At 42.1% G+C, this 25,909-nt stretch carries 29 protein-coding genes and 3 pseudogenes; 8 read left to right on the top strand and 24 right to left on the bottom strand.

Going from position 1 to position 25,909, the window contains the following annotated elements:
• Positions 1 to 942 (top strand): annotated as a pseudogene (locus tag MMY81_RS05700) (IS1182 family transposase); the annotation flags it as partial.
• 122 nt (positions 943 to 1,064) lie between these two features.
• On the opposite strand, the gene MMY81_RS05695 reads toward MMY81_RS05700, so the two are convergent.
• Both MMY81_RS05695 and MMY81_RS05690 read right to left on the bottom strand, forming a co-directional pair.
• A complete protein-coding gene (locus tag MMY81_RS05695; protein ID WP_252311981.1) occupies positions 1,065 to 4,418 on the bottom strand; it encodes an efflux RND transporter permease subunit in 3,354 nt (1,117 codons plus the stop codon).
• Positions 4,415 to 4,888 carry a MarR family winged helix-turn-helix transcriptional regulator gene (locus MMY81_RS05690; RefSeq protein ID WP_252311980.1) on the bottom strand — a complete coding sequence of 158 codons (474 nt, stop codon included), beginning with the start codon at positions 4,886 to 4,888 and terminating at the stop codon, positions 4,415 to 4,417. Before MMY81_RS05690 ends, MMY81_RS05695 begins: the two co-directional genes overlap by 4 nt.
• Before the next feature lie 186 nt (positions 4,889 to 5,074).
• Here MMY81_RS05690 and MMY81_RS05685 point away from each other — a divergent pair, with 186 nt between their 5' ends.
• Entirely contained in the window at positions 5,075 to 5,518 is a 444-nt protein-coding gene (locus MMY81_RS05685; protein WP_252311979.1) for a MarR family winged helix-turn-helix transcriptional regulator, read from the top strand.
• A gap of 44 nt (positions 5,519 to 5,562) precedes the next feature.
• On the opposite strand, the gene MMY81_RS05680 is transcribed toward MMY81_RS05685, so the two are convergent.
• From MMY81_RS05680 to MMY81_RS05665, 4 genes are all read right to left on the bottom strand, one after another.
• Positions 5,563 to 6,648 carry a CAP domain-containing protein gene (locus MMY81_RS05680; RefSeq protein WP_252312006.1) on the bottom strand — a complete coding sequence of 362 codons (1,086 nt, stop codon included), beginning with the start codon at positions 6,646 to 6,648 and terminating at the stop codon, positions 5,563 to 5,565.
• A 187-nt stretch (positions 6,649 to 6,835) separates the two neighbouring features.
• The gene (locus MMY81_RS05675) at positions 6,836 to 7,534 is read right to left on the bottom strand and encodes a DUF429 domain-containing protein (RefSeq protein ID WP_252311978.1); all 699 of its coding nucleotides are present in this window, start codon (positions 7,532 to 7,534) and stop codon (positions 6,836 to 6,838) included.
• A 47-nt stretch (positions 7,535 to 7,581) separates the two neighbouring features.
• Entirely contained in the window at positions 7,582 to 7,977 is a 396-nt protein-coding gene (locus MMY81_RS05670) for a hypothetical protein (RefSeq protein ID WP_252311977.1), read from the bottom strand.
• Positions 7,978 to 8,055: 78 nt separating this feature from the next.
• Positions 8,056 to 8,235: a hypothetical protein gene (locus MMY81_RS05665; protein ID WP_252311975.1), complete on the bottom strand. Its 180-nt coding sequence runs from the start codon at positions 8,233 to 8,235 to the stop codon at positions 8,056 to 8,058.
• 583 nt (positions 8,236 to 8,818) lie between these two features.
• Between MMY81_RS05665 and MMY81_RS05660 the strand changes: the two genes are divergently transcribed.
• Positions 8,819 to 9,274: a hypothetical protein gene (locus tag MMY81_RS05660; protein ID WP_252311974.1), complete on the top strand. Its 456-nt coding sequence runs from the start codon at positions 8,819 to 8,821 to the stop codon at positions 9,272 to 9,274.
• Between the two features lie 205 nt (positions 9,275 to 9,479).
• On the opposite strand, the gene MMY81_RS05655 is transcribed toward MMY81_RS05660, so the two are convergent.
• The 4 genes from MMY81_RS05655 to MMY81_RS05640 all read right to left on the bottom strand — a co-directional run bounded on the left by MMY81_RS05655 (position 9,480) and on the right by MMY81_RS05640 (position 13,115).
• Positions 9,480 to 9,941: a universal stress protein gene (locus MMY81_RS05655; RefSeq protein ID WP_252311973.1), complete on the bottom strand. Its 462-nt coding sequence runs from the start codon at positions 9,939 to 9,941 to the stop codon at positions 9,480 to 9,482.
• Between the two features lie 334 nt (positions 9,942 to 10,275).
• The gene (locus MMY81_RS05650; RefSeq protein ID WP_252311971.1) at positions 10,276 to 11,292 is read right to left on the bottom strand and encodes a sodium:calcium antiporter; all 1,017 of its coding nucleotides are present in this window, start codon (positions 11,290 to 11,292) and stop codon (positions 10,276 to 10,278) included.
• Between the two features lie 80 nt (positions 11,293 to 11,372).
• Complete coding sequence (locus MMY81_RS05645; protein ID WP_252311970.1) at positions 11,373 to 12,527, bottom strand: MFS transporter; 1,155 nt, start codon at positions 12,525 to 12,527, stop codon at positions 11,373 to 11,375.
• 60 nt (positions 12,528 to 12,587) lie between these two features.
• Positions 12,588 to 13,115: a TetR/AcrR family transcriptional regulator gene (locus MMY81_RS05640; RefSeq protein WP_252311969.1), complete on the bottom strand. Its 528-nt coding sequence runs from the start codon at positions 13,113 to 13,115 to the stop codon at positions 12,588 to 12,590.
• 139 nt (positions 13,116 to 13,254) lie between these two features.
• Between MMY81_RS05640 and MMY81_RS05635 the strand changes: the two genes are divergently transcribed.
• The 3 genes from MMY81_RS05635 to MMY81_RS05625 all read left to right on the top strand — a co-directional run bounded on the left by MMY81_RS05635 (position 13,255) and on the right by MMY81_RS05625 (position 15,343).
• Positions 13,255 to 13,662: a hypothetical protein gene (locus MMY81_RS05635; protein WP_252311968.1), complete on the top strand. Its 408-nt coding sequence runs from the start codon at positions 13,255 to 13,257 to the stop codon at positions 13,660 to 13,662.
• 137 nt (positions 13,663 to 13,799) lie between these two features.
• Complete coding sequence (locus MMY81_RS05630; RefSeq protein WP_252311966.1) at positions 13,800 to 14,354, top strand: putative glycolipid-binding domain-containing protein; 555 nt, start codon at positions 13,800 to 13,802, stop codon at positions 14,352 to 14,354.
• Positions 14,355 to 14,386: 32 nt separating this feature from the next.
• Complete coding sequence (locus tag MMY81_RS05625) at positions 14,387 to 15,343, top strand: arsenic resistance protein (protein WP_252312005.1); 957 nt, start codon at positions 14,387 to 14,389, stop codon at positions 15,341 to 15,343.
• A gap of 107 nt (positions 15,344 to 15,450) precedes the next feature.
• Here the strand turns inward: MMY81_RS05625 and MMY81_RS05620 are convergent, their stop codons facing one another.
• From MMY81_RS05620 to MMY81_RS05555, 14 genes and pseudogenes are all read right to left on the bottom strand, one after another.
• Entirely contained in the window at positions 15,451 to 18,405 is a 2,955-nt protein-coding gene (locus MMY81_RS05620; protein WP_252311965.1) for an alpha-mannosidase, read from the bottom strand.
• Positions 18,402 to 18,557 carry a hypothetical protein gene (locus MMY81_RS05615; protein ID WP_252311964.1) on the bottom strand — a complete coding sequence of 52 codons (156 nt, stop codon included), beginning with the start codon at positions 18,555 to 18,557 and terminating at the stop codon, positions 18,402 to 18,404. Before MMY81_RS05615 ends, MMY81_RS05620 begins: the two co-directional genes overlap by 4 nt.
• Before the next feature lie 29 nt (positions 18,558 to 18,586).
• Positions 18,587 to 19,429 (bottom strand): carbohydrate ABC transporter permease, encoded by an 843-nt coding sequence (locus tag MMY81_RS05610; protein ID WP_252311963.1) that lies wholly within the window; start codon positions 19,427 to 19,429, stop codon positions 18,587 to 18,589.
• On the bottom strand, positions 19,426 to 20,025 hold the full coding sequence (locus tag MMY81_RS05605; protein ID WP_252311962.1) for a carbohydrate ABC transporter permease: 600 nt from the start codon (positions 20,023 to 20,025) through the stop codon (positions 19,426 to 19,428). The genes MMY81_RS05610 and MMY81_RS05605 overlap by 4 nt, the downstream gene beginning before the upstream one ends.
• A 382-nt stretch (positions 20,026 to 20,407) precedes the next feature.
• The gene (locus MMY81_RS36230; protein ID WP_252311961.1) at positions 20,408 to 20,785 is read right to left on the bottom strand and encodes a type 2 periplasmic-binding domain-containing protein; all 378 of its coding nucleotides are present in this window, start codon (positions 20,783 to 20,785) and stop codon (positions 20,408 to 20,410) included.
• A gap of 9 nt (positions 20,786 to 20,794) precedes the next feature.
• A pseudogene (locus MMY81_RS36225) lies at positions 20,795 to 21,151 on the bottom strand (extracellular solute-binding protein); the annotation flags it as partial.
• A gap of 61 nt (positions 21,152 to 21,212) precedes the next feature.
• Positions 21,213 to 21,650 (bottom strand): type 2 periplasmic-binding domain-containing protein, encoded by a 438-nt coding sequence (locus MMY81_RS05590; protein ID WP_252311960.1) that lies wholly within the window; start codon positions 21,648 to 21,650, stop codon positions 21,213 to 21,215.
• 105 nt (positions 21,651 to 21,755) lie between these two features.
• A complete protein-coding gene (locus MMY81_RS05585) occupies positions 21,756 to 22,325 on the bottom strand; it encodes an ROK family protein (protein WP_252311959.1) in 570 nt (189 codons plus the stop codon).
• A 4-nt stretch (positions 22,326 to 22,329) separates the two neighbouring features.
• Positions 22,330 to 22,584, bottom strand: a complete 255-nt coding sequence (locus tag MMY81_RS05580) for an ROK family protein (protein WP_252311958.1) — start codon at positions 22,582 to 22,584, stop codon at positions 22,330 to 22,332.
• Positions 22,585 to 22,610: 26 nt separating this feature from the next.
• Positions 22,611 to 22,922, bottom strand: coding sequence for a winged helix-turn-helix domain-containing protein (locus MMY81_RS05575; RefSeq protein WP_252311957.1), 312 nt, complete (start codon positions 22,920 to 22,922; stop codon positions 22,611 to 22,613).
• Between the two features lie 98 nt (positions 22,923 to 23,020).
• Complete coding sequence (locus tag MMY81_RS05570) at positions 23,021 to 23,257, bottom strand: hypothetical protein (protein ID WP_252311956.1); 237 nt, start codon at positions 23,255 to 23,257, stop codon at positions 23,021 to 23,023.
• Between the two features lie 48 nt (positions 23,258 to 23,305).
• Positions 23,306 to 23,482 (bottom strand): hypothetical protein, encoded by a 177-nt coding sequence (locus MMY81_RS05565; RefSeq protein WP_252311955.1) that lies wholly within the window; start codon positions 23,480 to 23,482, stop codon positions 23,306 to 23,308.
• Positions 23,483 to 23,916: 434 nt separating this feature from the next.
• Positions 23,917 to 24,171, bottom strand: coding sequence for a hypothetical protein (locus tag MMY81_RS05560; protein ID WP_252311953.1), 255 nt, complete (start codon positions 24,169 to 24,171; stop codon positions 23,917 to 23,919).
• 295 nt (positions 24,172 to 24,466) lie between these two features.
• Complete coding sequence (locus MMY81_RS05555; protein ID WP_252311952.1) at positions 24,467 to 24,667, bottom strand: hypothetical protein; 201 nt, start codon at positions 24,665 to 24,667, stop codon at positions 24,467 to 24,469.
• 314 nt (positions 24,668 to 24,981) lie between these two features.
• Here MMY81_RS05555 and MMY81_RS05550 point away from each other — a divergent pair, with 314 nt between their 5' ends.
• On the top strand, positions 24,982 to 25,143 hold the full coding sequence (locus MMY81_RS05550) for a PadR family transcriptional regulator (RefSeq protein ID WP_252311951.1): 162 nt from the start codon (positions 24,982 to 24,984) through the stop codon (positions 25,141 to 25,143).
• 370 nt (positions 25,144 to 25,513) lie between these two features.
• Positions 25,514 to 25,816 (top strand): annotated as a pseudogene (locus MMY81_RS35000) (hypothetical protein); the annotation flags it as partial.
• Positions 25,817 to 25,909: the final 93 nt, after the last annotated feature.

Here is a 25,909-nt window from a genome sequence, read left to right as displayed (position 1 = left end):
GAGTGACTCCACCCATGTCAAAGCGAATGCCAATAAAAACAAATTTCTACGTAAAGCCAAATCCCCCAAAGTTCCTGCCTATCTAGCAGAACTGGAAGCCGAAGTGCAAGCCGATCGGGAAAAAGAAGGAAAAAAGCGCTCGGACCCCGGAAGGAGAGGAAGCCCGCCGACCCAGCGATGACCCGAATCAGTCGGACTGATCCGGATAGTGGATTCATGATGCGAGATGGCAAACCGCAGGGATTTTTCTACCTCGACCACCGGACGGTGGACGCCAAATATAATATCATTACCGATACCTATATCACGCCCGGTAACGTCCACGATGCGGATCCGTATCTGGACCGACTGGAGGTGCAGCGGGCTACGTTTGATTTCCCGGTAGAGGCGGTGGCGCTCGACGCCGGCTATTTTACAGGCTATTTGTGCAAAAAGCTCGAAGAGCAGGGAATTTATGCGGTGATGGGATACCGTCGCTACGGAAAAAGCCGCCGGTACCTGCCGAAACGGAAGTTTCGATACATCGCGTCCAAAAAAGCCTATGTATGCCCGATGGGCTGTATGTTGACCTACCGCCTTACGATCGGGAAGGATATCGTCAGTATCGTTCCCGCCCGCAGGACTGTCAGGGCTGTCCGATGCGGGAGACTTGTTTTTCGCCTGCCGCTTCCTCCCGGTTAATTAGCCGACATATATGGGAGGATGGGAAAGACCGGGCGCGAGCAAGAAAACGAACGAAGACAGGAAAAGCCTTGTACCATTTACGCAGCCAGACCATCGAACGGAGCTTTGGCGATGCCAAAGAGCTCCACGGTTTTCGGTACACGCGGTATCGCGGGCACCCGTCTGTCCAAGCGCAAGCCCATCTCACCGCTGCCTGTCAAAACATGAAAAAAATCGCCCTCTATCTCGCCAAACGGTCGGCTTAGAGGACGATTTTTTGCGAAAGAAGTGAAAAAAACGTGGATCGAACGATCCACGGGAAAAAACAACCTTGTTTCTTTCATTTCTCAACAACCTGAAAGGAGCTGTCCCTCTTGGGACAGCTCCTTTTTACATGATTATTATTCGCGGGTATTATTATTGTTTTTATCATCAGAAGAGGATTTTGTTTTTTTAACGAGCTCTTCGAGGATTCCAACAATTTCATCCTTTGAGTACTGGTCTTTTGTATTCTGGTTTTTAGTCTCTGTTGTTACTTCATTGTTTGTTTCTGTGTCTTTTGTTTCAATCGTCTCCTGCGTTGACGCATGTTCTGAAGCCAAATATTTCTCCCGCTTATCGACCGGCTGTACTGAAGTCGTATCCTTATCGAGATCGCGTTTGTAAACCACCTGTCCATCCGGTGTCATAAACTTCTTATTCATGTTTCTTGTTGATTTATCAAATAAGCTGTAAATAACTGGAATAACAAATAGTGTCAGGAAGGTACTGCTGATCAGACCGCCAATAATAACAATACCCATCGGCTGAATGATCTCTGCGCCTTCTCCAATACCAAGTGCTAATGGGATGATACCGAGAATGGTAGTAATAGCCGTAATCAGAATCGGTCTTGTCCGGTCTTGTACACCGGATACAATTGCCTCTACCGTCGGCAGTCCTTTTTGCTTCTGCTGGTTGATGTAGTCCACCAGCACGATCGCGTTGTTGACGACAATTCCGGCGAGGACAATCACCCCTATTAACGCCATGGCGCTTATTGGATTCTGCGTGATAGTTAACGCAAGCATAACGCCTATTACAAATAACGGTACGGTAAACATAATGATGAACGGATATTTAAATGATTCGAACTGAGCTGCCATCACAAGATAGATGAAAATTAAGCCAAGTACAAATGCCAGAGAGACATCGCCTATTAAATCATCAATCATTGCCTGGTCTCCGCCTACTACAAACTCGGCGTCGCCTGCTAGTCCCACATCGTCAATAACGTCATCCACCACTTCTGATGCGTCGCTTAAATCACTTGAGGCCTGATATAGTACATCAAAATCTGCACTTGTAATCATATCAGCCCGGTTAATGACGGCCGGGGTCTGACCTTCCTCAATTTCTGCTACATCAGATAGAGCAATATAATCTCCTTCTTGATTTGGAATAGAGATATCTTCAAAGTTTCCGGCGCTTTCCAGCACGGAATCTGCGTATCGTACATTTACGTTATACGTATCGTTGCTGTCGGTAGTAATGCTGCCTGCAACTTCCCCGCCGGTAGCTGTATTAACAGCTTCTGCAAACTGCGCCGGCGCAAGGCCTTCGTCTTCTGCAGCTTCCCGGTCAATAGATACCTGCAGTTCAGGTGCTGTTTCTTCTTCCGTACTTGTTGCACTGCGGATGATGCTTTCATCTTCGAGCGCTTCTACAATTTCATCACTCTTAGTAGCAAGACGCTCAGAGTCCGGATCTTCAATAGTGAATGAGTATGTGTTCGGCTCCCCACCAAGTCCAGCCTGGGCAAAGTCCTGTACTTCAATATCCGCGGCGTCATCTATATCTTCAATCTCATCGGCAAGTGATTCGGTAAATTCTGCTGTTGTAGTATCACGATCTCCCGCGTCTACAAGATTAACAATTATTTCAGCAGTGTGGCTTTCGGAACTTAAGCCTCCCTGCTGGGAAGTCGACCCAATTGTACTTAAATAGCTTTCGATATCTGAATCGTCATCCAGCTCTTCTTCTATCTGGGCAATGGTTTCTTCAGTTCTTCCGAGCGTCGTGCCCTCTTCGTGCTCTACTTCTACAAGAGCAATACCTTCATCGGAATCAGGCAGAAATTCAACACCGGTTGTTGTCAGCCCGAGCGCTCCGATAATTAAAGTAGCAAGCGTTATTGCAATAACGACCGCTCTTCTGCGCAGAGTCCATCGGGAAACCCGTTCGACTCTTTTCATCATTGGCGAGTTTTTGCGCTTTTTTTCCACTTCTTCTTTCGGCGCTGTTAAAATTCTGCTGGCGATCATCGGAACGATGGTCACTGCTACGAACAAAGAAGCAATCAGGCTGAATGCCACTGCGATCGATAATGGGGCAAACAGGTCTCCGACAAGTCCTGTAATAAAGACAACGGGAAGGAAGATGGAAACGGTCGTTAATGTAGAAGCGGTAATCGCTCCTGCTACTTCACGAGTTCCATCGGCTGCTGCCTGCTTCGGCGTTTTCTTCATAGATAAGTGACGGTAAATATTTTCGACAACGACGATGGAGTTATCAACGAGCATCCCGATACCGAGTGCCAGACCTCCAAGCGTCATCATGTTCAAGCTGATGTTCGTAAAGAAAAACAATGCAAAGGTGGTAATAATCGAAAACGGTATGGCAATCCCGATAATTAACGGGGTTTTTAAATTACGAAGAAACGCAAACAGCACGACCATGGCCAAAATACCACCGCTGACAAGAGCAGTAATAACACTGTTTATCGAGTCTTGAACGTATTCGCCTTCATCATACAGGCTTACCGCTTCCAGATCAGAATATTCGCTTTCATCAAGCAGGCTGTCGAGTTCTTCATTAAAATCGCTCGATACCTGGGTGGTGTCTGCATCGGATTCCTGCATGACGTCCAATTGAATGGAACTCTCCTGGTTCACCCTCGTAATGACATCTTCCTCTTCAGTCTGCAGCGATACTTCCGCTACATCGGATAAAGGAACCGCATCACCGGATTCCGGATCCTGGGAAACGGTAAGCTCTTCAATTTCTTCAGGGGAGGTAAGCTCGCTTAAAATACGGGTGGAAATGGTTTCTCCCTGCTCTTCATCAACGATAACTCCGCCCGGCACAGCGGCCTCCTGGCCCTGGATAACCTGAACGACATCCGACTGGGAAATGCCTGCATTTTCTAATTCGGCCTGGTCCAGTATGACTTCGTACTGCTCCGTTAAAGAGCCTGATTCAGAAATGCTTGCGACTCCATCAACCCGGGAAAGTTCCCGTTCAAGAGAGGCTGTCTCTTCCTGAAAAGCCGGTACTTCGTCTCCTCCTCCGGAAACAGCCAGCTGGATGCTTGGGAACATAGATGGATCAAACTGAAGAAAAGCCGGTGTTCCAGCATCATCAGGCAGATCTGCCTGAGTAATCGTGGAAACAACTTCTGTTTCTACATCTTCAATATCTGTATCCGCTGTAAATTCCATTATGACAATCGATGAGCCTTCCAGTGACTGGGAAGTAAGCTGATCGAGTCCGGAAACACTAGAAAGTTCCTCTTCCAGGTTTTCTGTTACATCATTTAAAACTTCTTCCGGACCGGCGCCTGGATAGCTTGTGCTTACTGCAGCTACAGGTGCTTCCACGTCCGGAAATAACTGAATAGGCAGACGCGTCAGGGACACAGCACCTAATATTAATAACACAAGCATAATCACAATCGTAAACTTTGGACGTTTTATTGAAAGATCCCATATTTTCATTTACTGTTTCTCTCCTCTGATTCTTGTAGTGGTTTATGGCCTTCTCCAGAAATAACTTCTTCAAAAGTACGCATGACTTTCTGGACTACTTTAAGATCTTTTATATCTATTTTAACGAGGTACTGTTCAATGAGATTCTGTTCCATCTGAACGAACTGATCTTTCATCTCCAGCCCTTTTGTGCCGAATTCGATGTGGACCTCTCTACGGTTTTCCTTATTAATGACACGCTTGATAATAGATAATTGTTCCAGTTTTGTAATAGTCTGACTTACCGCGCTTCTCGATATGTCACAGTACTCTGCCAAGCCGGTCATTGTAACGTTCTCCTGCTTGAGGATATATAGCAGCATCACCTGCTGGCGTTTGGTTAAGCTTATATCCGGAAACGGAAAAAGCTGCAGCAGGGAGTGATGTATTTTACGGTAGCTTTCCATCATTTCCGAAAATACTTTTCCGTGTTCTTCCATAGGCGGTCCCCTTTCTTTTTCATGCAGGTTTCATTCTAACGTAATTTGCTTAATAATTAAATAGATAAACAGTTTATTTTTTTAACTGTTTAATAATTAACCGTTTCCATTTTATACAGTTCTCTGTTCTGCCTTTTCATGATAGGCTTTATGTATCTATATTTTCTATTTAAAGGAGATTATCTATTGAATTCACAGCCTGCAGACATATACCGCGTTATTGAAATAACCGAACGTATCCATAACACCATCATCAGTGATTTTCCTATGCCGGATCTTCCCTTGAATCAACGGCAGGTCAGCATCCTCTGGTTTGTGTTTCATCATCAGGAGAGCAGCATCAATGATGTAGCGCGCCACTTCTACATTTCAAAAAGCACGGCCAGCCAGGCTGTTTCCCACCTGGAGAAGGAACAGTTTCTGGAGCGCACCGTCAATCCTGTAAACCGCCGGGAAGTTATTTTACAGCTGCTGGAACGCGGCCAGTACTGGAAAACAAAGTTTAAAGAAGCAGAGCGGCAGCTGCATGAAAAGTATTTCTCAAAAATTCCGCAGGAAGATGTCGATAAAATGCAGGAAGCGCTGGAAAATATCCAGGCGATTGTAGAAAAAGAAAAATCTAAAAATTAATCTTTTACATAAAAAACACCTTTCTCGACGAAAGGCGTTTTTTATTATATCGTTATAAAATTTTCTGTGAAAAATGGCTGATTGTCCTCATTAAAATCAACGCCAACGCCAAGCTCTGTAAAGCTTTCATTCAGAATGTTCTCCCGATGTCCCATCGAATTCATCAGCCCCTGATGGGCGAACACGCTGCTGAACTGTCCATATGCCAGGTTTTCTCCGGCACGCGTGAAGGTAATTTCATCTTCTTCCATCCGCTCAAAAGGAGACTGCCCCTGCTCGTTCGTATGGCTGAAAAATTGGTTGTCTGCCATGTCGGTACTATGCGCACGGGCCGTCTCTCTTACTTCTTCGTTCCATTCCAGCACGGGAAGATCATGCTGGACACGGGCAGCATTGGTTAAGTCGAACAGCTGGTATTCAAACCCTTCTTTTAAGGATTCACTGTTGTCTGCATAAAAACTTCCTTTCGCTGCTTCCAGGTTTTCGTCAATAATCTGAACAGCAGTTACTTCATCCTCTTCATGAACATCATAAAATACAGTGACATAGCTGCCATCCATCTGATGAACGTCGTATTCTCCTTCACTGTTGATCTGATAGTTAAATCTGCCATTGCGGATCATTTCCTCCGGTTCTCCCAAGGTTTCATTTACGTATGATTTTGAGTCTCCCAACGTAATTCCGTACTGGGAGGAAAGTAAATTCTGGTTCGTGTAAAGTCCCTGCACAACACCTTCTTCATTATACGAAACCATCATAAAATTTTGATAGTTTTCGTGATAAGTTAACCAGTTTATTCCGTATTCATTTTCGCTTTCGCGCATAGACTCCCCATACATGTCTTCTACATCCTGCTTCGTGTCACCGAGTTCTACATTACCTACAGAAAAGGATTGATCCTCAGGGGTGGTCAGTTCAGGTTCTTCTACTTCTACAGCTTCCTGTTTCGGCTCTCGTTCTGAACCTGTCACATTATTTAAAAGGGCGACCGCATCCTCTGTCATCTTCTCAAAGTCAAAGCCATTGTTTATCACATCGTTTAACGGTTCAGGCATAAAGCTGCCAGCAGGTTCTTCCCATGTTGGTTTCGTCCAAAAAACAACCAGTGCAGCGGACACCAATAAAATCATTCTTCTCAAAATATGAACCACCTTTATCTATTCAATACTCCCGTCCGCTTCCGGCGGAAGTCACTGCTTTACTACCTATCTTTGCCCATTATTGTACCACTCTCCTGTGGTGCCATTCTATTGATTGAACTTTCGGCCCGTGTCTATTATAAAAAAACAACTTCCGTGCGCTTAGCCGGCAAGTTGTTTACGGTATGTATTTAACCGTTCGCATATTCATTTCATGTCCTTCAGCAGAATAATCCGGATGCTGATCGATTCCGTCAGCTCTCCATTCAGGATGACATGCGGTTATGGCCAAAATGGAAGCATCGATAATATCATCACGTGCACATATCTTTCGTGGATACAGACTTACTGTTTTCGTAAACAGGCTGTAAATGTCGGGATCGAGCTGCTTGAGCAGACCCAGACGCTGCGTAATGCCCTGGTTTGTTTTCTTGGATGCTGACAGCGGCTCTCCATTCACATCTGCAAACAGCACTTCCGGATGTGCTTCTTTTACTGATGATTCAATGGAAAAAGACTCCACTTCTTTTATCTTCGGAAACAGAAACCAGGACTGCTTCTGCAGCCCTGCTCCGGTTAACTGTTTATGTAATAAATTCGCTTCCTGATAACTGCGGCAGGCAAGTACTTCTATGCACGGCACCGGAAAAACACTGGAACGCCGTTTCCCCAGTTTCTGCCGCGCCAGTGCCTCCACCTGCCGCGGATACTCGCTGGCTGCAGGCAGGCCGAGCGGCATATCCACCCATATCGATGTATTCAATTCGGGCCGGAGCTGCCTCAGGCTGGTTAGCATCTCTATGTTATACACACTGCCGTTTTCGGCAAAAGCGGCGAGCCAGCCTCCCCTGCATCCATCCAGTCCGATCGCTTTCACGGTGGTTCCTCCTTCTATTATAAGTATTAAGATCATACGGCTTTGGATTACTGTGGTATTTGCTTTGCTTTTTCTTCTTTTAGTTTGCTTCTCTTTTCCAAAATGTATAGAAAAAGCAGAGGCGCAAGCGCCGATCCGGCTAATGTGTAGTTTAGAGGAGCCGTTTTTATCATAAAACCTGCCATTAATAATCCTATACTTAACAGCATAATACTCATACGAAGATAATGCTTCTCTTTTTTATATTTTAATACCCCAGGCAGAAATATAAAGAAAATAGCAGCTAGATATAACGTATACGTCACCCATAATTCATTATTAAATGCAAAAACTGGATTTGATAATGCTCCAGCAATGAGAAGCAGAGGACCTGAGTTTTCCAGGATAATGTTTTTTATTTTTCCTTTCTTTCCTTTAAATAGACCGATCGCTTTTTTCTTCAATTGGAAGATACTACAACATCCTTTCTTCCGCCTGTAGTCGAATACGATAACCTGAACTGGAACATATATGTACAGTGATTATTTTTTAACTTTATTATCAGGTTTTATAATAAAAATACCACTGATTGCTCCTGCAATAGCTGAACCGGCTAAAACAGGCCATTCCGGCACCGTTCCTTCAATGATTAAAGATATAACAGTAAACATTACTGGAAATATAACTACTGCAAAAAGAGTCCGCCACCATATATTGTTCATTAACAATCATTTCCTTTTAAAACAAATAATTATATTTCCTATTAATCTGTAATACAATTCTACCATTTGTTTGCTATCTATTCATTATTATGGAATTAAATCATCTGCAGAATCAGCACTCCATTTTCCAAACTAATAACAATTATTAGCCAATTGCAAGAGGGATTTTCCCACTACATGGAGAAGTTAACTATATAGTATTCCTTCCCCTTTTTCCTTCCTTCATTCTGTCTATATAAAAGAGAACGTTCATGAGAATCTGACAAATGCAGTTGACATACTTCCGGATTATTCTATAATTCGTTATATAATCATTAAATATGTATGTAAAATACATTAAAAAATCGCAGTGAATATAGAAACGTTCTTGCAGACTTTTAAGTAATTCTCCCTGTTTCCAACTTCTTTTTACTTCGTCATTCATCTATCTAATTCTTATATAATCCTTCCAGCCAACTACCCTTACCTCCACAAAAAGCCGCTCTATAGACGCAGCACGGTATCAGCATTTCACCAATTTATCTTTTTTTGAGACTTTGACAGACTGTACGTCCATCAAATTTTTTCAGAGAGGGTTTTTATAATGAAATACTCTATGCGTTACGCCGTTTATGAAGAGATGCTTGCGGCATTGAAACGTCCACCAAATGATATGGAAGATCTTCTGTTTCAAGCATCCCAACATGCAGAAGTGGCCAGAATCGCCCCTTTTTACGGATTTTACCTTTACCCGCATGAATGGCTCCATTATTCTCTGCAGAAGGAGGATCCTCTTGCTGCTGAACTAAACCTGGCAATGCTTATAGCGCTTGATGCCCCTACAATCGAGGCGGATCCGAAAATGCTGCTTTATTTTTCCATTGCAGCCTCATCTCATAACAGTGAAGTTAATGAACAGAGTTTATCCGTAGCTTTTAAGACAACCATGCTATTCCAAACGTTTATCTATTTGCAGAACAAAGTCTCCCATTTGGAGCAGAACGATCACTTCTCCATGCGTAAATACAAAAACCGTCTGAAACAGATAGATTCGAACTAATAGACCGTTCACAGCGCAGCTTCTATCTGCATGACAACCGAAGAGCCATGATAGGAGTTATTGGATCAACGTAACAAGAAAGTACAAAATGCTTTTTCGGCGCCCGCATGTGATGTATTGATTGTCCATCCGCCCGAATAAAATGTTATTCAGTAATAATGCCCCCCGTATATAATATACGAGAGGCATCGTCCGTTATTTCATTTTATACGTGCACGGTTGACGAGGTATTTCCAGCAACTACTTTAACTTCGCAGGAAGATTTCTTCTGGATCTTTTTTGATTTGTTTCCGAGAAGCAGCTGGTCTATTTTTGTTCCGCCGGTCTGTCCTATGATAATCAGGTCCGTTTGATGCTTTTGGCACAAGTCCTGTACGAGCATTCTTGCAGGAGCACCTACCTCCAGCACAGCCTGCACATCAGTAATACCCTGCTTTACAGCTTCCTCTTCATATTCCTTAAGCTTTGCGACGGCTTCACTTTTCAGCTGCTCAAAACCGCGCGGGTCTGTTCTCTCCAGCATAGCGTATCCATTTTTGTCCATTACAAAAGCAATAATAAGAGCTGCTTCATTTGCTTTTGCAATGCTGCATGCCTCTTCAAAAGCATTGTGGGTCACTCCTTCAAGCGCCTCTACCCCAACCAGAATTCGTTGATATTGTTTCATAGCACATCTTCCTTTCATATAATAATAAATTTTTCTGTTATTAATTCTTCTTTCCCTAAGATAATTGGAACCCTGCTCTTTTTTTTGCAGCCAGCTTTTAATAAATCCCCTATAAAATGACAAAAAACCAGAAAAAGAATAAAGATTCTTTTTCTGGCTTATGCGATGGCTTAATATCCATTCATTGTCGCCTAATATATAGTTGTTCCAAAGTACTGTTTTATATTATCTTATATTACAAACATACCCTTACCATATTAGAGTAAAACGTTTTCTAACCAACGAATTTGCAGGAAATTATTTATAGTATTTTTGAAATCGTCTGCCCACTAATTTAACCTGCTGAAATAATAATAATGAGAAAAGCAATATATCCTGTGACTGCTATGAGAGACGGCAGAATATAAGTAAAGCTGTTTCGTGTATGATCGCGCTTTATAATCACCATCACTAACACTGTCAGGAAAAAGCCGGCTCCTGCAACTAAAATGGTTTGATCCTCTGTGTCCGTCCATATACTGTTTGTCTGGTAGAACAAGTCGCCGATTACTATAACAGCTATATTAAAGATATTGCTCCCCAATATAGCCCCAATTGCCATGTTCGCATTCGCCAGCCTTAATGCAACAAATACCCCAACAGCATCGGGAATAGATGTTGCCAGTGCCACCAGAATACTTCCTACGGCAGTTGCACTAATACCGGTCGTATTTGCCATAATATCACCTGTAATAGACAGGGCACTTCCTGAAATAAAAATGATCACAGCAAAAAGAAGAAAACCTTTAACCGAAGACGCTGTATTTTCCTTTTGATCTTTTGCTGACGAAGCGGCATCGTTTTTTTCTTCTGCTTGACCAGATTCTTCCTCTGCTTGAGGTTGTTTTTTCGAAACAAACCAAATACCCAGAATATAAATAACAGCAATGGCCAGGCTCGTCATACTAATGCCTGCCAATGTAAGGTTGGACTGCAGATATAACCCAGCGGCTGCCACTGTACTTAACAATAAAGCAATAATACCAGTATAAGTGTGATCATGAGAGACGGTTAGGAACAACCGTTTTTTTCGAAAATAAATGTCTAAAGCAAATAATACAAAAATATTAAACAATAGGCTTCCCAATCCATTGCCTACTGCAATATCTGCATTGCCTATTACACTTGCGGAAATAGTAGCCGTCAACTCCGGCAGCGAAGTTGCTACGGCTAATAAAAGCGTGCCGGCCAGAAAGCCGCTCAGCTTCGTATTTCTGCTGATACTATCCGCGTGCGTAGATAATCGAACAGCAGATACTGCTGAAACAACAGCCGCAGTGATAAATAAGAAAATAGCTAACGTTGCGCTCAAAGTTACGCTCCCCTGTCTGTGCATTCTTGATAATAAACGTTCAATTGAACATCTTTATTCATCCCCTAATCCGTTATTGATCAAACAAAACGGCCTTCATTCAGCCCTTTAGTACCTGTTTTTCGTTCTTCTACCCTGCATACTATAAAAAACATCCCCAGGAGAGAAAATGTGATAAACGCAAACGGATACGATGCTCTTTCAATAATTATCCCTCCAGCCCCTGATCCCAATGCCTGTCCGACCCCAAGTGCCAAAAAGGAGAGACTCACTCCTAATGATGGAAAATCAGAAAAAACACTTGTTGCCCATACAATAAATAACCCCGTCATAAAAATATAGGATATTCCGAATAACACCGCAGACAGGTAAACCGCAGGCTGTACAGGTATAGTCAGACAAATAATAGATGCTGCTGTGACAAACACTCCGCCTCTATACGCAAAAGAGAGGCCTGTTTTTTGGATAATTCCGCCTGCCGTGCCTCCAATAATACCGGCAGCACCCATCACAATCCAAAAAATGATACTTTGGTTCATCGTAAATTCATGGATGACAGCAACGTAACTTCTGGAAAACGTCCAGTATATGGAGGAACTAAACCCTACTCCGAGGGAAGCAGCTATTAGAAAACGGCCTTTTTTTAGCATCTCAGGCCATGCTGTTTTTTGATCCACGGCACTAATTTTCTTTTTTTCTTTTTCAAGTACGGCAGCATTCCACCACCAGACTATCATTGTAATGAATGCAAATAATAAATAGCTCCAACGCCACTGGTCTGTGAATAATAAAACTATTGGACCGGTCACCATTAACCCAAAACTGGTGCCGGTATTAATCCACGTATTTCCTTTATTCTGCTGGGAAGATGTTAAAGACTGGCTGATCACCTGACTGAACGCAGGAGATGCCCAGCCGCTCCCGAGACCGGCTGAAAAAACGCTGATCATAAGGATGTAGAACCCCGTAGAAAAAGCGATACCTATCATTCCCAGAAGTGCTGTGGCACCTGCGAGTAATACCACTCGGCGTGCGGTAAATGTATGAATAAATATATAAGCTGAACAAAGGGCAGCCGTGTAGGCAGCATAAGCCGCGGATCCAACTATTCCCGCCTGGCTTTCTGATAAGGCCAATGACTCACTAATATCAGGCAGAAACAAACCAAAACTAAATCTGGCGAAAGCATATACAATACCTATCATGGCGATTCCGGGAAATATAATTTTCCACATATTTATTCTCCTTTTTTTTGATAGAACGATCATTATACTAATGGTTAAAAAAACAGACATTCAGCTGTTTTTTATGTTTTCAACCATGGCATAAAGCGTTTTTTCTATTTCTTGTACATTCAGCGTTTCCGCTAATGACGTACTGCCTTCTAATAATAAAGCCAATTGGACAGCCGCAGATCTACTCATATGATTCGATTCAAAAAACTGAATCATTTTTTCTTTGTGGATATAGACGCTTTTCACGAGTGGATGATCAGGCGTACTGGAAAATTCTTCTTTTGCCCGCAGAAACATGCAGCCATTCGAAGCACTGGTTTTCAACCACTGTATATGGCCGGAAGCCAGCTTATGCTCGATGGATCCTTCTTCATTGCGAACGGTATCTTTCAGCATAGAAAAATACATTTTTTCACGTCTGTTTAATATTTCTAAAATAAGATCTTCTTTGGAATCAAAGTGATTGTACAGCGTCATCAGCGCAACCCCTGCATCCTGGACAATAGCTTTCAGCCCTATCGCGTGAAATCCATGCTCATAAAATAATTTTTCAGCATGAACAAGCAGATCCTCTCTTTTCCGGCTCATAGATGCCTCCTTTTAAATTAGATATAACGATCACTCTATTAAATTACCACATGAACAACCAGCAGGCAAGTCTTTTCTCCTGGGAAGATAAGTTTTATATATCCATAATTAGGAAATACTTGTTCAGAGGAGGGATTGCATGCAGGCAGAAATCAATTACTTTATAGGAATGCTTTTTCTTATTTTAACTATATGGCTTGGTGGGCTATACGGCATCCACTGGCTGGTAAAACGATGGTACATAAAACGAAACGGATCCTTCCGAGTCGAAAAACATGCGAGTGCCAGGCATCAGAGAGTGAGCTTTTGGTTTGCTGTATTAACCTTTCCTTTAAGCGCAGCTGCCGGCTTTCTTCCATCTTCTGCTGGATTTGTAGTAATTATCTGTCTGTTGGCAGTGATTCTGATATGGACTGTATACAATATTTATGTATGGAAAAAAGAAAGTAACAACCCGGATGATTATCGTTTTGAACTATACAACGCTTCTGGTATGGGAGGCTATTCTTTAATAGTATTTATTGGTTTTCTTACCTATTTTCATTAAAACGTTACTTTTACTATCCGCTTTCGTAATACGCCTGACCGTTTTTCACACATAATTATATTCTATTGTTTCTTTTAGTAGTAAACTAAATGAACCCAGTGTTTCGTGCCCCAAAAAGTGAATAAGGAGGACATGTTATGTTTCCGAATGAAATGGTATGGGAAAATATCGAAACATTCGGCTGCGAGTACTTGTATATTTCCAGGACAGAACACATGATTCAGGTGGAAAGCACAGTCATTTCTCTAGAAACCGGCTTTCCCGTACAAATCTGGTATCAAATGACCCTCAACAATTCATGGAAAGTTACCAATGTCCGGATTATAGATAAAAATGGCCCGAGCCTGCAGCTTACATCTACAGGAACCGGAGTATGGTATGACCACCATGGGGTAAAACTGGACTATTTGAACGGTGCCATCGATATTGATATATCTGCGACTCCCTTTTCCAATTCGCTTCCTATCAAACGACACACGTGGGATCCAGGTCAAAAGCGAGAGATTGAGATGGTCTATATTTCTATTCCATCCCTGGACGTCCAGAAAGTAAAACAAACCTACACGTATATTGAACGTGAAAATGAAGATAGAGTATTTCATTTCCAACATAAAGAATTTGCATCTTTTATCTCGGTCGACGAGAACGGATACGTGATCGAATACCCTGGATTATTCACGAGACGGTATTAGCTGAATCCAGAATAAGAAAGGAGATAATCAAACTGAACCTCATCGAAAAATGGCATACTATTTTCCTCTTATCCGCAATTGGCGTGGGGTTGGTCATTGGACAATGGCAGATTATCGCATCACAGGCCAGTCTGTTTATTCTTCCATTTTTGTTTTGTATGCTGTACGGATTATTTTTAGCTGTTCCCCTCCAACATCTGGGAAAGGCCTTTACCCACATTCGATTTTTCAGCGCAAGTGCCGGCATCAATTTTATCTGGACTCCCGTTCTAGCTTATGGACTTGGAGCTGTATTTCTATCAAACCATCCGGCACTTTGGCTTGGATTTCTTATCCTGATGGTGACACCCTGTACCGACTGGTATTTAATCTTCACCTCCACTGCCAAAGGAAATGTGCCGCTGGCTGCTTCTATTCTGCCGGTGAACCTGATGCTGCAGCTATTATTGCTGCCGGTTTATCTCTTCTTATTCGCCGGTACTATAGAAGGCATTAACCTTTCGGGGATTGTAAGCAGCATTCTGCTCGTAGTGGTTCTGCCATTCACCCTGGCGCAGCTGACGAGATACATATTCAAACGCAGAAAAGCTGTTCTGGAACAGCAGCTTGTTCCATTTTTTTCTAAAGCGCAGGGACTTTTTCTTGCTTTAGCAATTATGGCGATGTTTGCCTCTCAGGGCAAGGTGTTGTTAGAGAATCTGGAAATTACCTATCTCCTGCTGATTCCGATTCTCCTTTTCTATGTGATTAATTTTTTGACAGCCCGGCTGGCGGGAAAATGGCTTCGCTTCTCATACAAGGATACCGTCAGCCTGCATTTATCGACATTGGCCCGAAATTCGCCGTTAGCCCTGGCTTTAGCTGTAACGGCCTTTCCGGATCAGCCCTTAATCGCACTTGTCCTCGTTATTGGCCCGCTGATCGAACTACCCGTGCTGGCCGTGGTTTCGCAGGTTCTTCGTCGGCTTTCACCATTGAAAGAAAACTAGACTTTATATGTATTTATTTTGATATTCATTAAGAAACACGACATAAAAAGCAAGGACTCATTTAATGAATCCTTGCTGTAAATCATCCTATTTTCGGACTATAACACTTAAATTGTTAATTTCAATGTTTTTATCTCATAAGGCTCAAAATGCAGAGAAAGATTAGAGCCTGCTGTTAATTCCTTCTCCGTTTCTTCAAGAAGATTACACTCCATACATGTGGAAAAATGCTGATCACTAGTAAATGTAACGTCTCCCCGCGCTCCCCCGTGCTCATGTATCCTTACGATTATTCCCGAATCATCCTCTGCCTGCTTTACCGCATCAATTGTTACGTTAGTGGCATCGGTAGACAGAAAGCTGTAATCGCTGGAACCTGCTGTTCCTTGGACAACATGGGCTGGTATATTTAAATCCATAGCTTCCTGAACAGTTTTTCCTTCATACCAGTCTCCTTTATGGGGAAATAAGCTGTAGGTGAACGTGTGCTTTCCTTGATCCTGGGTAGCATCAGGCTCTATAGCTGACTTAAGCAGCGTCAGTTTCATAATATGATCTTTAATATCATAACCGTACTTGCAGTCATTCAGAAGACTTACCCCATAATCTCTTTCCGAAAGGTCTGCCCATTGATGTCCAACTGTTTCAAACATTGCCATGTCCCAGCTCGTATTCCAATGTGTAGGACGCGTGACATTACCGTATTGGATATCATATGTGGCTTTTGTAGAACGCACTTTTACAGGAAAAGAAGCTTTCAGCAGCTGCTGATGTTCGTTCCAGTCTACAACGGTTTCAAAATCAATTCGTCTGGAATGATGATACACAACCATCTGCTGATGGATAGTAGAAGATTGGTAGGACCACTGCAGAGCAATAACGGCGCGTAACGGACCATTTTCCACCAACTCAATTTTATTCAGCTGATCTACTATATATCGTTTTTCTTTATAAAAAATATCAATATCCCAGGCATCGAAATGCAGCGGTTTGTCTTCAAAAACTTCCAGAATATTTGCGTTATCGGCAATGATTTCACGTTTGTTGTCTTTATCGAATATACTGCGGATTTGACCGTAATCGTTGAATTGAATTCGGTAAAATAGTGTTTCCCACGTGCTTCCATCCAAATGAGTTAACGGTTCTTCAGACTTGGAAGATTGGCCGGATGGATAGATTACTTTATAACCAAGAGATGGTACTTCCGGTACATGCACGATATCTGTTTCATCTTGACTCGTTTGAAGTTTCAGCTCCCGTCCAGTTTGATCCTGCCATCCCGTTACGGAACCAGGCAATGCTGCAAGCACATCTCTTGAATGAGAACTGGAATTAAATACAGTAAAGCCTTCTGTATGATTATTTTGATCCATTAGTGCTTCTGCTGCCTGCTTCTCGTTTTCTTTCACTAAAGCAAATGCTTCTTGATATTCTGCAGCACTGTCTGCATATACTTCTTTAATAGAGGAACCAGGAATAATATCATGGAATTGATTACGAAGAATGATCTTCCATCCCTGTTGAAAGTTCTTCTGGCGATCGGATGACCAATTCCCATCCTTCAAATAAACCAGCGTATCCAGCCATTCAGCCTGACGGTATCGAAGCTCTGCCTGCCGATTCATTTTTTTATTATGTGCCTGGCTCGTATACGTCCCCCGATGATATTCCAGATAAAGCTCTCCGTCCCAGGTATGAATATATTGCTCCGTTGTATTCATCCGTTCGTGCAGTCCGTCTAGATACTTATCCACTCTGCTTGTTTTGACGTTAGGCAGGCCGGGCATTTTATCGAACCGCCGGATTCTTTCCAGCATATCACGGTTCACCCCGCCTCCACCGTCGCCGTAACCATAGGCGAGCAGTAACTCATCATTAAATGAACGGTCCCGGTATTGATCCCAAATCCCCTGAATACTTGTCGCTGTGATTTCTCCGTTGTAGGTGTATTTTTTTGATCCATCCGGCGTAGTAATAAAGTGGGCCGTTATTTCCGTACCGTCTATTCCTCTCCATTTGAAACTGTCGTGCGGCATGCGATTATATTGATTCCAGCTGATCTTTGTCGTAATAAATGTATCTATTCCTGATTTTTTTAAAATCTGCGGCAGTGCCCACGAATATCCAAACACATCCGGCAGCCATAAGTAGCGACAGCGCTCCACTCCTAATTCTTTTTCCAGAAATCGCTGGCCGTACAATAACTGCCGGGTAAGGGATTCTCCGGACGGAATATTGCAGTCGGCTTCCAGCCACATCGCACCGCCCGCTTCCCAGCGGCCTTCGGCAATTCGTTTCTGCATCTGTTTGAACAGTTCAGGATAATCTTGTTTTATATATTCATACAGCTGAGGCTGTGTTTGTAGAAATTCATACTCCGGATACTGCTCCATGAGCTTTAACACCGTGGAAAACGACCGGCCGGCTTTTTCTCTCGTATGCTTTAACCGCCAGAGCCATGCAACGTCAATATGAGTATGTCCCACAGCCTGAACCGTCAATGGATGGGTTTCCTGCATGTTGTCAATATCCTGCTGCAGCTCGTCATTTGCACGTTGAATGGAAGTATAGAAGTCTTCACTCCCTGGATTTCTCCAGTCCAAATGCCTAAACGCACGATCCAATGCTTGAAGCAGCCGTTCCTTTTGTATATTTCGTTCATCTAATACGTTAATGGTCTCCAGCGCCGCTTCTGCTGTATAAAACAGATCGTCAGCTGCTTTATCCAGGCAGGCTGTGAATGCCATCTGCAGCCTGTGCTCTTGTATTTCCTGATTTCCTTTAAGCCCTTCCAGCCCGGACCAAAGACGAAATTCCAATACAAGAGGAATACCAATTAAATGCTTTGGGAAGAAAAACTCTTTGTGATTTCCATCTACAGCCTGTAAAGCTTCTCCGTTGATGTAAAGTAAAGATTCAAATCCAGAATTATGGCCGTGGCCTGTTTTTCCAAAATCAAATACACCGACTGGCGTATACTGCTCCCAGTCACTCGGAATAGTCAGATTCGTTTTTAACCATATATATCGGTCACGGCCTTCCCAACGGTCTCCCAGCTTCATTTCTTTGTTTCTTGTTCAGGCATGGACTGAATTATCTCCTCATTCGCCTCCTCTTCCACCGTATCGAAACTCTCTATCATTTGTATATTTTTATACCTGTAATCTTTTAATTCATTGATTCTCTGCGCAAGTTTTTCTTCTGTCCAGAACATTGATTTCATCCTCTCCATTTATCTAATTATTATCCTTTCACAGCGCCGCTTGTCAGAGCACCTACGATATAGCGCTGCAGCAGTACGAATAAAATAATGACGGGCACGATGGACATAATACTTCCGGCTGCTAATAAATGAGTCGTAATTTGAGTCTGAGTAGACTGAAGGTTAACCACACCAACAGATACCGGGTATAAAGAGGCGTCGTCTATAAGAATGAATGGAATAACAAATTGGGACCAGCTTTGTACGGCCACAATAATTACAACAGAAACAATACCGGGCATACATACTGGAAAAAGCACCTTCGTCAGCATCTGCCATCTACTGCAGCCATCTATAATAGCTGCTTCATCCATATCCTTAGGAATGGTATCCAGATAATTTTTTAAAAACCATGTAGTAAATGGCAGTACAACCGCTACATAAATGATGATGACCAGCCATAGCTGATTGATTAAGACCCAGCTGGCAAACAATCTATATATAGGGATGGTAATGACGACAGCTGATACCATCTGTGTCATTAAAATAGCCACCATAAAATGATTTTTTAATTTCATTTTATATCTCGACAAAGCAAAAGCTGCAGGAACCGCTATGATGAGGGTCAGTATAACGGTAGAAATGACTATTCGAAACGAATTCCATAAATATTGAAGCACCGGCGCTGTATCGAGCACTTCTACATAATTCTCGAAAGCGAAACTCGTCGGTATAATGCTGGGCGGAACTTGAAGCACTTCAAACCTTGTCTGAAGCGACAGCGAAAGCACCCATAACAGTGGAAATAAAAACCCCAGTACCACTAAAACAAAGCTTATATACAAACCGATTCTGGCCCATTTTGTTTTTTGTGTGTTTGTCATGATTCCACCGCACCCCTTTTTCCGAGTACTTTTAAATAAACCATGGTCATTCCTACATTGATGACAAGAAGTACAACAGCTGTAGCTGCGCCTTCTCCTAAATTGAACTCTCTAAAAATTGCGGTGTAAATACTTAATGCAATAACTTCCGTGCTGTTACCGGGGCCTCCTCCGGTTAACGCCATTACCATATCAAACGTATTAAATGTATCAATTGATATAATAATGAGGTTCACCAGAATAATTGGAGCAATGGCCGGCAGAATAACACTCTTCATCCGCTGCCAGGCGTTAGCCCCGTCTATAATGGCTGCTTCCAGTATATCTTTTGAAACCGTTTTCAATCCCGCATACATTAAAATCATACTGAACGCCGTTCCCCTCCAGATGTTGGCAAGCGTAACAGATAAGAGAGCCATGGTAGGATCGGATAAAAAGGAGATAGGACCAAGTCCTATAGTGCTTAAAGCATAATTTATGATACCGGCATCAGTTTCGTTATAAAGCATTCCCCAAATAACTCCAATGACAACGCCGGGAATGGCCCATGCCACCAGTACAGATGTGCGGACAATAACAGTGCCCCTTATTTTCATCTTTCTCCCTGTACAATCAGCAGCGCAACAATAAAACCCCGCCACCAATTGAAAGGTAACACTGAAGAAAACAAAAAAAGCAGTAGTCCCAATCATCGGCAGAAAACCAGGCAATGTAAATAGGCGAAGGTAAGACTCTAACGTGTAGTTATATCCGAGCTGAATCATATTTGTGTTCGTAAAACTTAAATGAATAATTTGAAAAATTGGGTATACGAAGACGGCAATCAGAACAATTAACAAAGGAATCAGCCATGGATAAGGAGTATCAAAAACTTTTGCTTACGCGTTACCATTTTTTCGTTTGTTGACGGTTTAACGTTTCTTCGTTCACACTCATTCTTCAGTCCTCTCCTCTCCAAACGTTACAATTTCCCATGCATCATCTACCGCCTGATCCGGCTCTTTGCTTCCTGAAATCACCTGGGAAATGGCAGTTTGGAGCTGGACGGATTATTTCATTGTATCTCGCAGCTCCGGGACGCACTTCCGCTTCTGTTTCCAATGAGGCTAAAAATTCATCGCTGAATGGACCTGCCTCGTAGTATTCAGAATCATATACAGATTCTCTTGCCGGCAGGGAACCTTGTATGGACGTGAATTCTCCCATGCCTTCTTCGCTGATGAACGAATCCACCAGAAAATCAAAAGCCGCTTCCTGTTTTTCCGGGTCCTCTGCAAATATTCCCCAGGTCCATCCGCCTGCGCTTGATACAGGATCATCTCCTTCATTTAAAACAGGCAGGGAAGATACTTCCAATTGTCAAAATCATCTCCTAAAATTTCTTGTATAGTAGGCCTGCCAGCTGCCTCCCAAAAACATTGCTGTGTTCCCGGCTGCCACTTCTCCATTTGCATCATTTTCAACACCGGCGCTTGCCATACGTTTTGCTACAGCACCTTCTTTCTGCGCCTGATCAAGCGTCTCGAATGTACGAATCATCGCTTCTCTGTTTTTCCCTTCTCCAAAAACAGGTCTGCCGTCATCATCCACCAGCTCTCCACCCTGGGCCCAAAAAATGGGCCATAACGAAGTAACAGATGTTCCTTCCCCAATACCAACCGGAAGTACAAGGCCCTGGTACCCCTGCGTCTGAATATCATTAGATACTTCGATTACTTCCTCCCATGTGGCAGGGGCTCCTCAATAACTTCTGCATCATAATAAAGCATTCTTGTATCTGTGCTCATATATAAACCATAAATCTTGCCGTCGTCACCACGAATAACTTCCTCAGCAAACGCAGGAAGTCGTCTGGATCTATCCCACGTTCCTCCATCATGTCATCCAACGGCTGAAGATAATCCATATAGCGCTCAAGCATATAACCATCAATAGCGGCCATATGCGGTGCCCGTCCCGTGTTCGCCTGTTCGAGGAGCCTGGCCATCGCTTCATCCGTATTACTTGATTGAAGACTAATTTGTATGTCCATATCTGGATGCGTATTATTAAACTCTTCTATCTGACCGGAAATATATTCTCCGGTTGCTGCAGATGGTGCTTCCGGTGAATAACCGGCCGTTGTAGACCAGGTCAATGTACTTTGTTCTTCTGCATCAGAATTACCAATGCTGCAGCCGGCTACTCCTACTAATAGAAAAAAAGAAAGTCCTAAAGGCATTGTTTTTTTTCATGTGTTCCGCCTCCCACTTAACATATTGCATCATCCTTACTTTTTAAAATGATTTTAATATGTTTCCAAAAAGGAAGGTCTGCACTTATTTACTCAATGCAGAACCCGTTTTATCATTAAAGCAGACGCTCCCACTGCTTCTGCTTCCCGTTCAAATGAAGAAGGAATGAACGTTACAGCGTCAGCCATTTCAGCATATATACAACCTTTAATTACTTCCTGTGCTTTCGTGGAAAAGTCCGGTAATGCAGAAATTAACCTCCCTCCAATTACTACAAGCTCTGGATTTAGGAAATTTACTTTGTCTGCAACAGCCTGACCGACATCTTCAATGCTTTCATTTATAATTCGTACTGCTAATGCATCACCTTTACCATATTCCTGCAGGAGATCTTCGATCGTTTCTATATCTTTGGGCAGTGATGTTTCCAACCCTTGATGTATTTTTGCTTTTGTCTCTTCTATGATAGGCAGTATAGAATATAAAGGCTTTCCTGATATATTATCTTTCTGCCATGACCGTTGACCGTTGAATCCTACTTCTCCTGCTAAATGCGTTGAACCGCGAATAAGACGACCGTTTATCATATAGCTGCTTCCAATTCCAAAATCAATCATGAAATAAAGTACATAGTCGATTTTCTCGCTCTTCCATAATGCCACTCCCCTAAAAGCATGCAGTTTGCATCCTTTCCAAGCTTACAGTCGTTTGAAATTGCTCCTCAAAAATAGATACTACATTTACATTTGTCCATAAGGGAAGGTGCGGCGGTGAAAGAATAATACCTTCTTCTGCATTGATTGGTCCCGGTGAGCTTATTCCAAGTCCAATCATATTAGAAAATGAAAAATCTGGAGCTTCAATCACCTTTTTAATCTGTTTAATGACTCTTTCTAAAACAGTGTCAGCTTCTTCAGACAATGAAAACGTATTTTCTCCCTGGTATACTATCTCCCCTTTAACGTAGTAATGACGAAAATTACTTCCTCAACGGATATACTTACACCAACTAAATAATGCCATTCGTCATCCAATGTATACAGTGTAGGCTTACGCCCTCCATTGGAAACGGCCTGCCCGGCCTCCTGCAAAAGCCGGGCTTTTTCAAGGTCGATTAAAATATTTCCTATTGAAGCAACCGTCAGACCTGTTTCTTTTGCCATTTCCTGCTGTGTCATCGGCATTTCATTTTGATGCAGCAGTTCAAAAATTCTAATTCGATTCGCTGTTTTCATCATATTTGCGTTAGTTATCGTCACGGCTTCCACCTATTCTTAAAATTGTTTTAATAAGTACATTAATGATAGCGCTTACAATTAGTTAAGTCAACATGCTATTAACATTTTTATTATATATATTATTTAGAATGCACTTTCCTCAGGATAAAGTGAGAGAAAAAGTAAATAATATATCCTATCGCTAAAATGAGAAACGAAGAAGAATATATTATTTCGGTGGTGACTATTTTATATATAGCATCAAATAACAAGGCAGCAAATAGATACAAGACGACAATATCCACCGCTTTTCTCCCTCTTGCGTTTTCTTTCTCTGAATGACCATTATCCTCAAAGAAAATAGACGCCCCTTTCATACATCAACTCTCCTATCTTTTTAAATACTTATTTAAAATCGGACATAATTATTTTAATCTATCAATATAGTTTTTCCCCTCTAATAAAGACAAGCCTAATTTATCTCTAGCCATTTTGATCGCTTTAATCTCTTCCCCTTGATCAATCATACTGCGCAGTTCATTCTCAATTAGGGCTTCAGAATTCTCTGGCGTTCCATCCCCTCTATCTAGTACAATCTGCATCTGCTTTATACGCTTCTCTAACCTATTTATACGAGTTAATAAGTACATTACTACAAAAATAAACACTCATAATAAAATTTTCCATGGAATATTCTCCTTTATTTTATAAAAGCTGTTCTATCAAATTTGGAATTTATTGTATTATTTGCTAGTATAACGATAAAGGCAGGGGGAGTAAAGTGAGGAAGGCAGATGAAAAAACAAAAAAAGATGATGTAGATTTTTCCTGGCCTATTGCTGAAATCACTCTACATGTTATAGCACTGCTCCGAAAAACAATTAAAGCTTTCTTTCATTTTTAAAAGATTGGATGCTTTTTGAATGCTTCTGCAGCTTGTGATAAAGAATTATTTTATGTTGTGCTTAACCTCCTATCAAAAAATAAAGCCGGTTCTTCCTGTGTGCTCGAGGAACCGGCTTTTGCTTTTTTTTATTTAAAAAGAATATTCAAAATCACGGATAATATCCTGAAATTGATCCTGCACTATCTGTTCGGTTTTTTTGTCGTAGTACTCCCTGTAATTCACTTTTTGGCTGTTGGATGTTTTTTCCCTTGGCAGGTCAATGGCAGAAAGACCAAGCTTTCTACCTGCATGTGAAAGATCCTCTTCCATGTGCTCGAATCGTATATAAAAATCACATGCCTTTTCCTGATTTATGTAAACAAATGGGTGTAGAAGATGTTCCATTCTTTTAAACCCGGTCGGCAGTGAATCTTCTTCGGTAATCATCTTTACAAAATAAGAAAACGAATATCCCGTTTTTCCGACCTTCCGGCCCGGCCGCTCATGATCCAGCGGTAGTCAGAAGCTACCAGATCCCACGGGTTCCGTATGTTTTACTGCTTTATAGGATTCCTGCCATTGCTTTTCCCCAATCAGCTGCTTCACTTCTCCGGCGGGCTGATGCTGCAGCAGAGGCCTCCGCTTCCAGTTTTCCGAAGAAACATTTTCGCTCCTGTATCTACAAGCTTCTGCGTGCTTCCTATATCAATATGACGCCCCCATTTTGTAAAAAAATGACCCTTTTTACGTTCTGAAAACCATACTTGCGGATATCTTTTGCTGTTGCATAGGCTGTCATCTGCTCGTGCGCGTTTTTTATTAAAGCAATTTCCGTCGAAGTTCCCCCGGTTTTATAGCTTTTTAAATAAACGAAACGAAGTGGATGGCTGATAATCGTCATTGTATTCCTCCTATATTTCTTTCTCCCCTGCTAACTTATCATATTTGAAAGGATAACATTACCGCTGAGAAATATTTGCTGCGTTCCAATGTAATAAAATTACGCCCGCAAACGTAAACGCAATTGCGACAGGGATAATATATTCTCCACTATCGTTAAATCCTGCCCATATAGTCAAACAGGTTCGTATCAGAGCTGCTCCTAATAATAGAGCTGATACGATCTTTCTCATTTATAAATAATAGTTGTTTTTTATATCATTAAATGATATAATATTTAATAACATATCATTTAATGATATAGGAGGTGTATTTTTGGGTAGAAAAGACAGCATTTCTTCCGGTGATTTAACGGACACGCATTATTATATTCTGCTGTCACTAATGACACCTATGCACGGCTACGCTGTGATGCAGAAGGTGGAAGATCTGACAGAGGGACACGTAGTAATGGCCCTGGATCTGTCTACACAATGATTCAAAATTATTAAAAGCCGGGTATATTAAGCCAAGTGAACAAGCGGCGGAACAAAGAAAAAGCTATGTTATTACTAATCAGGGCATAGATATTTTTCAAAAGGAACTCAAACGCAGAAAAAAGATGTAGAACACGGAGAAAACGCGTTACACATGAAAGGAGAGGAACTCTCTTGAAAAGAACGAAGTATATGACAAGCAGCGGCTTAGCATTTAGTGAAGGCTATGACATGAAAAGACTGGCAAAGAAATCAGCGAAAGGCTGGCACCTTCAAAAATTGGCTTTCTAGGCTACACCTTGGAACGCAATGAGCCTATGGCTGTTGAGTATGAGCTTGACTATAACTAACAGCCGGATGCTGATTACTTTCAACTCTTCCAGGACGCCGGCTGGAAACATATCTGTTCCGGCGGAGCCATGCATATTTTCAGAGCACCGGAAGGCACCGCAAAAATCTACAGTAGAAAGCGGACAAACAGGACGTTTACAGAGAAGAGCAGAAAAAGTTTAAAACCTATTCGGTTTTCTGCCTTATTATCTTTGCTGTTCTGGCTGCATCCCTTTGGGCAGTGGAATACTCTCTATCCTGATTTAACTACTCTCACCGTATCAACTACATGTCTTCTTCTTATTTGGACTTTTCCAACTGTTTTAGTACATTTCCGTATATAGGTTACACCTATAAAGTGTATCGACTTAATAAATAATTATTTATCACTAAAAATATAAACCCTTCAACCCAAATGGTATTTCTGGATTGAAGGG

This window comes from Sinobaca sp. H24 (assembly GCF_023845525.1).
This window is presented reverse-complemented; position numbering and strand designations above follow the sequence as displayed.

Coding starts and splice junctions, on each gene's coding strand:
- MMY81_RS05695 (WP_252311981.1), bottom strand. CDS start 4,418: ATGAAAATATGGGATCTTTCAATAAAACGTCCAAAGTTTACGATTGTG.
- MMY81_RS05690 (WP_252311980.1), bottom strand. CDS start 4,888: ATGGAAGAACACGGAAAAGTATTTTCGGAAATGATGGAAAGCTACCGT.
- MMY81_RS05680 (WP_252312006.1), bottom strand. CDS start 6,648: ATGATTTTATTGGTGTCCGCTGCACTGGTTGTTTTTTGGACGAAACCA.
- MMY81_RS05665 (WP_252311975.1), bottom strand. CDS start 8,235: ATGAACAATATATGGTGGCGGACTCTTTTTGCAGTAGTTATATTTCCA.
- MMY81_RS05660 (WP_252311974.1), top strand. CDS start 8,819: ATGAAATACTCTATGCGTTACGCCGTTTATGAAGAGATGCTTGCGGCA.
- MMY81_RS05655 (WP_252311973.1), bottom strand. CDS start 9,941: ATGAAACAATATCAACGAATTCTGGTTGGGGTAGAGGCGCTTGAAGGA.
- MMY81_RS05645 (WP_252311970.1), bottom strand. CDS start 12,527: ATGTGGAAAATTATATTTCCCGGAATCGCCATGATAGGTATTGTATAT.
- MMY81_RS05640 (WP_252311969.1), bottom strand. CDS start 13,115: ATGAGCCGGAAAAGAGAGGATCTGCTTGTTCATGCTGAAAAATTATTT.
- MMY81_RS05635 (WP_252311968.1), top strand. CDS start 13,255: ATGCAGGCAGAAATCAATTACTTTATAGGAATGCTTTTTCTTATTTTA.
- MMY81_RS05630 (WP_252311966.1), top strand. CDS start 13,800: ATGTTTCCGAATGAAATGGTATGGGAAAATATCGAAACATTCGGCTGC.
- MMY81_RS05620 (WP_252311965.1), bottom strand. CDS start 18,405: ATGAAGCTGGGAGACCGTTGGGAAGGCCGTGACCGATATATATGGTTA.
- MMY81_RS05615 (WP_252311964.1), bottom strand. CDS start 18,557: ATGTTCTGGACAGAAGAAAAACTTGCGCAGAGAATCAATGAATTAAAA.
- MMY81_RS05610 (WP_252311963.1), bottom strand. CDS start 19,429: ATGACAAACACACAAAAAACAAAATGGGCCAGAATCGGTTTGTATATA.
- MMY81_RS05605 (WP_252311962.1), bottom strand. CDS start 20,025: ATGAAAATAAGGGGCACTGTTATTGTCCGCACATCTGTACTGGTGGCA.
- MMY81_RS05590 (WP_252311960.1), bottom strand. CDS start 21,650: ATGCCTTTAGGACTTTCTTTTTTTCTATTAGTAGGAGTAGCCGGCTGC.
- MMY81_RS05570 (WP_252311956.1), bottom strand. CDS start 23,257: ATGAAAGGGGCGTCTATTTTCTTTGAGGATAATGGTCATTCAGAGAAA.
- MMY81_RS05565 (WP_252311955.1), bottom strand. CDS start 23,482: ATGCAGATTGTACTAGATAGAGGGGATGGAACGCCAGAGAATTCTGAA.
- MMY81_RS05560 (WP_252311953.1), bottom strand. CDS start 24,171: ATGGAACATCTTCTACACCCATTTGTTTACATAAATCAGGAAAAGGCA.
- MMY81_RS05555 (WP_252311952.1), bottom strand. CDS start 24,667: ATGACGATTATCAGCCATCCACTTCGTTTCGTTTATTTAAAAAGCTAT.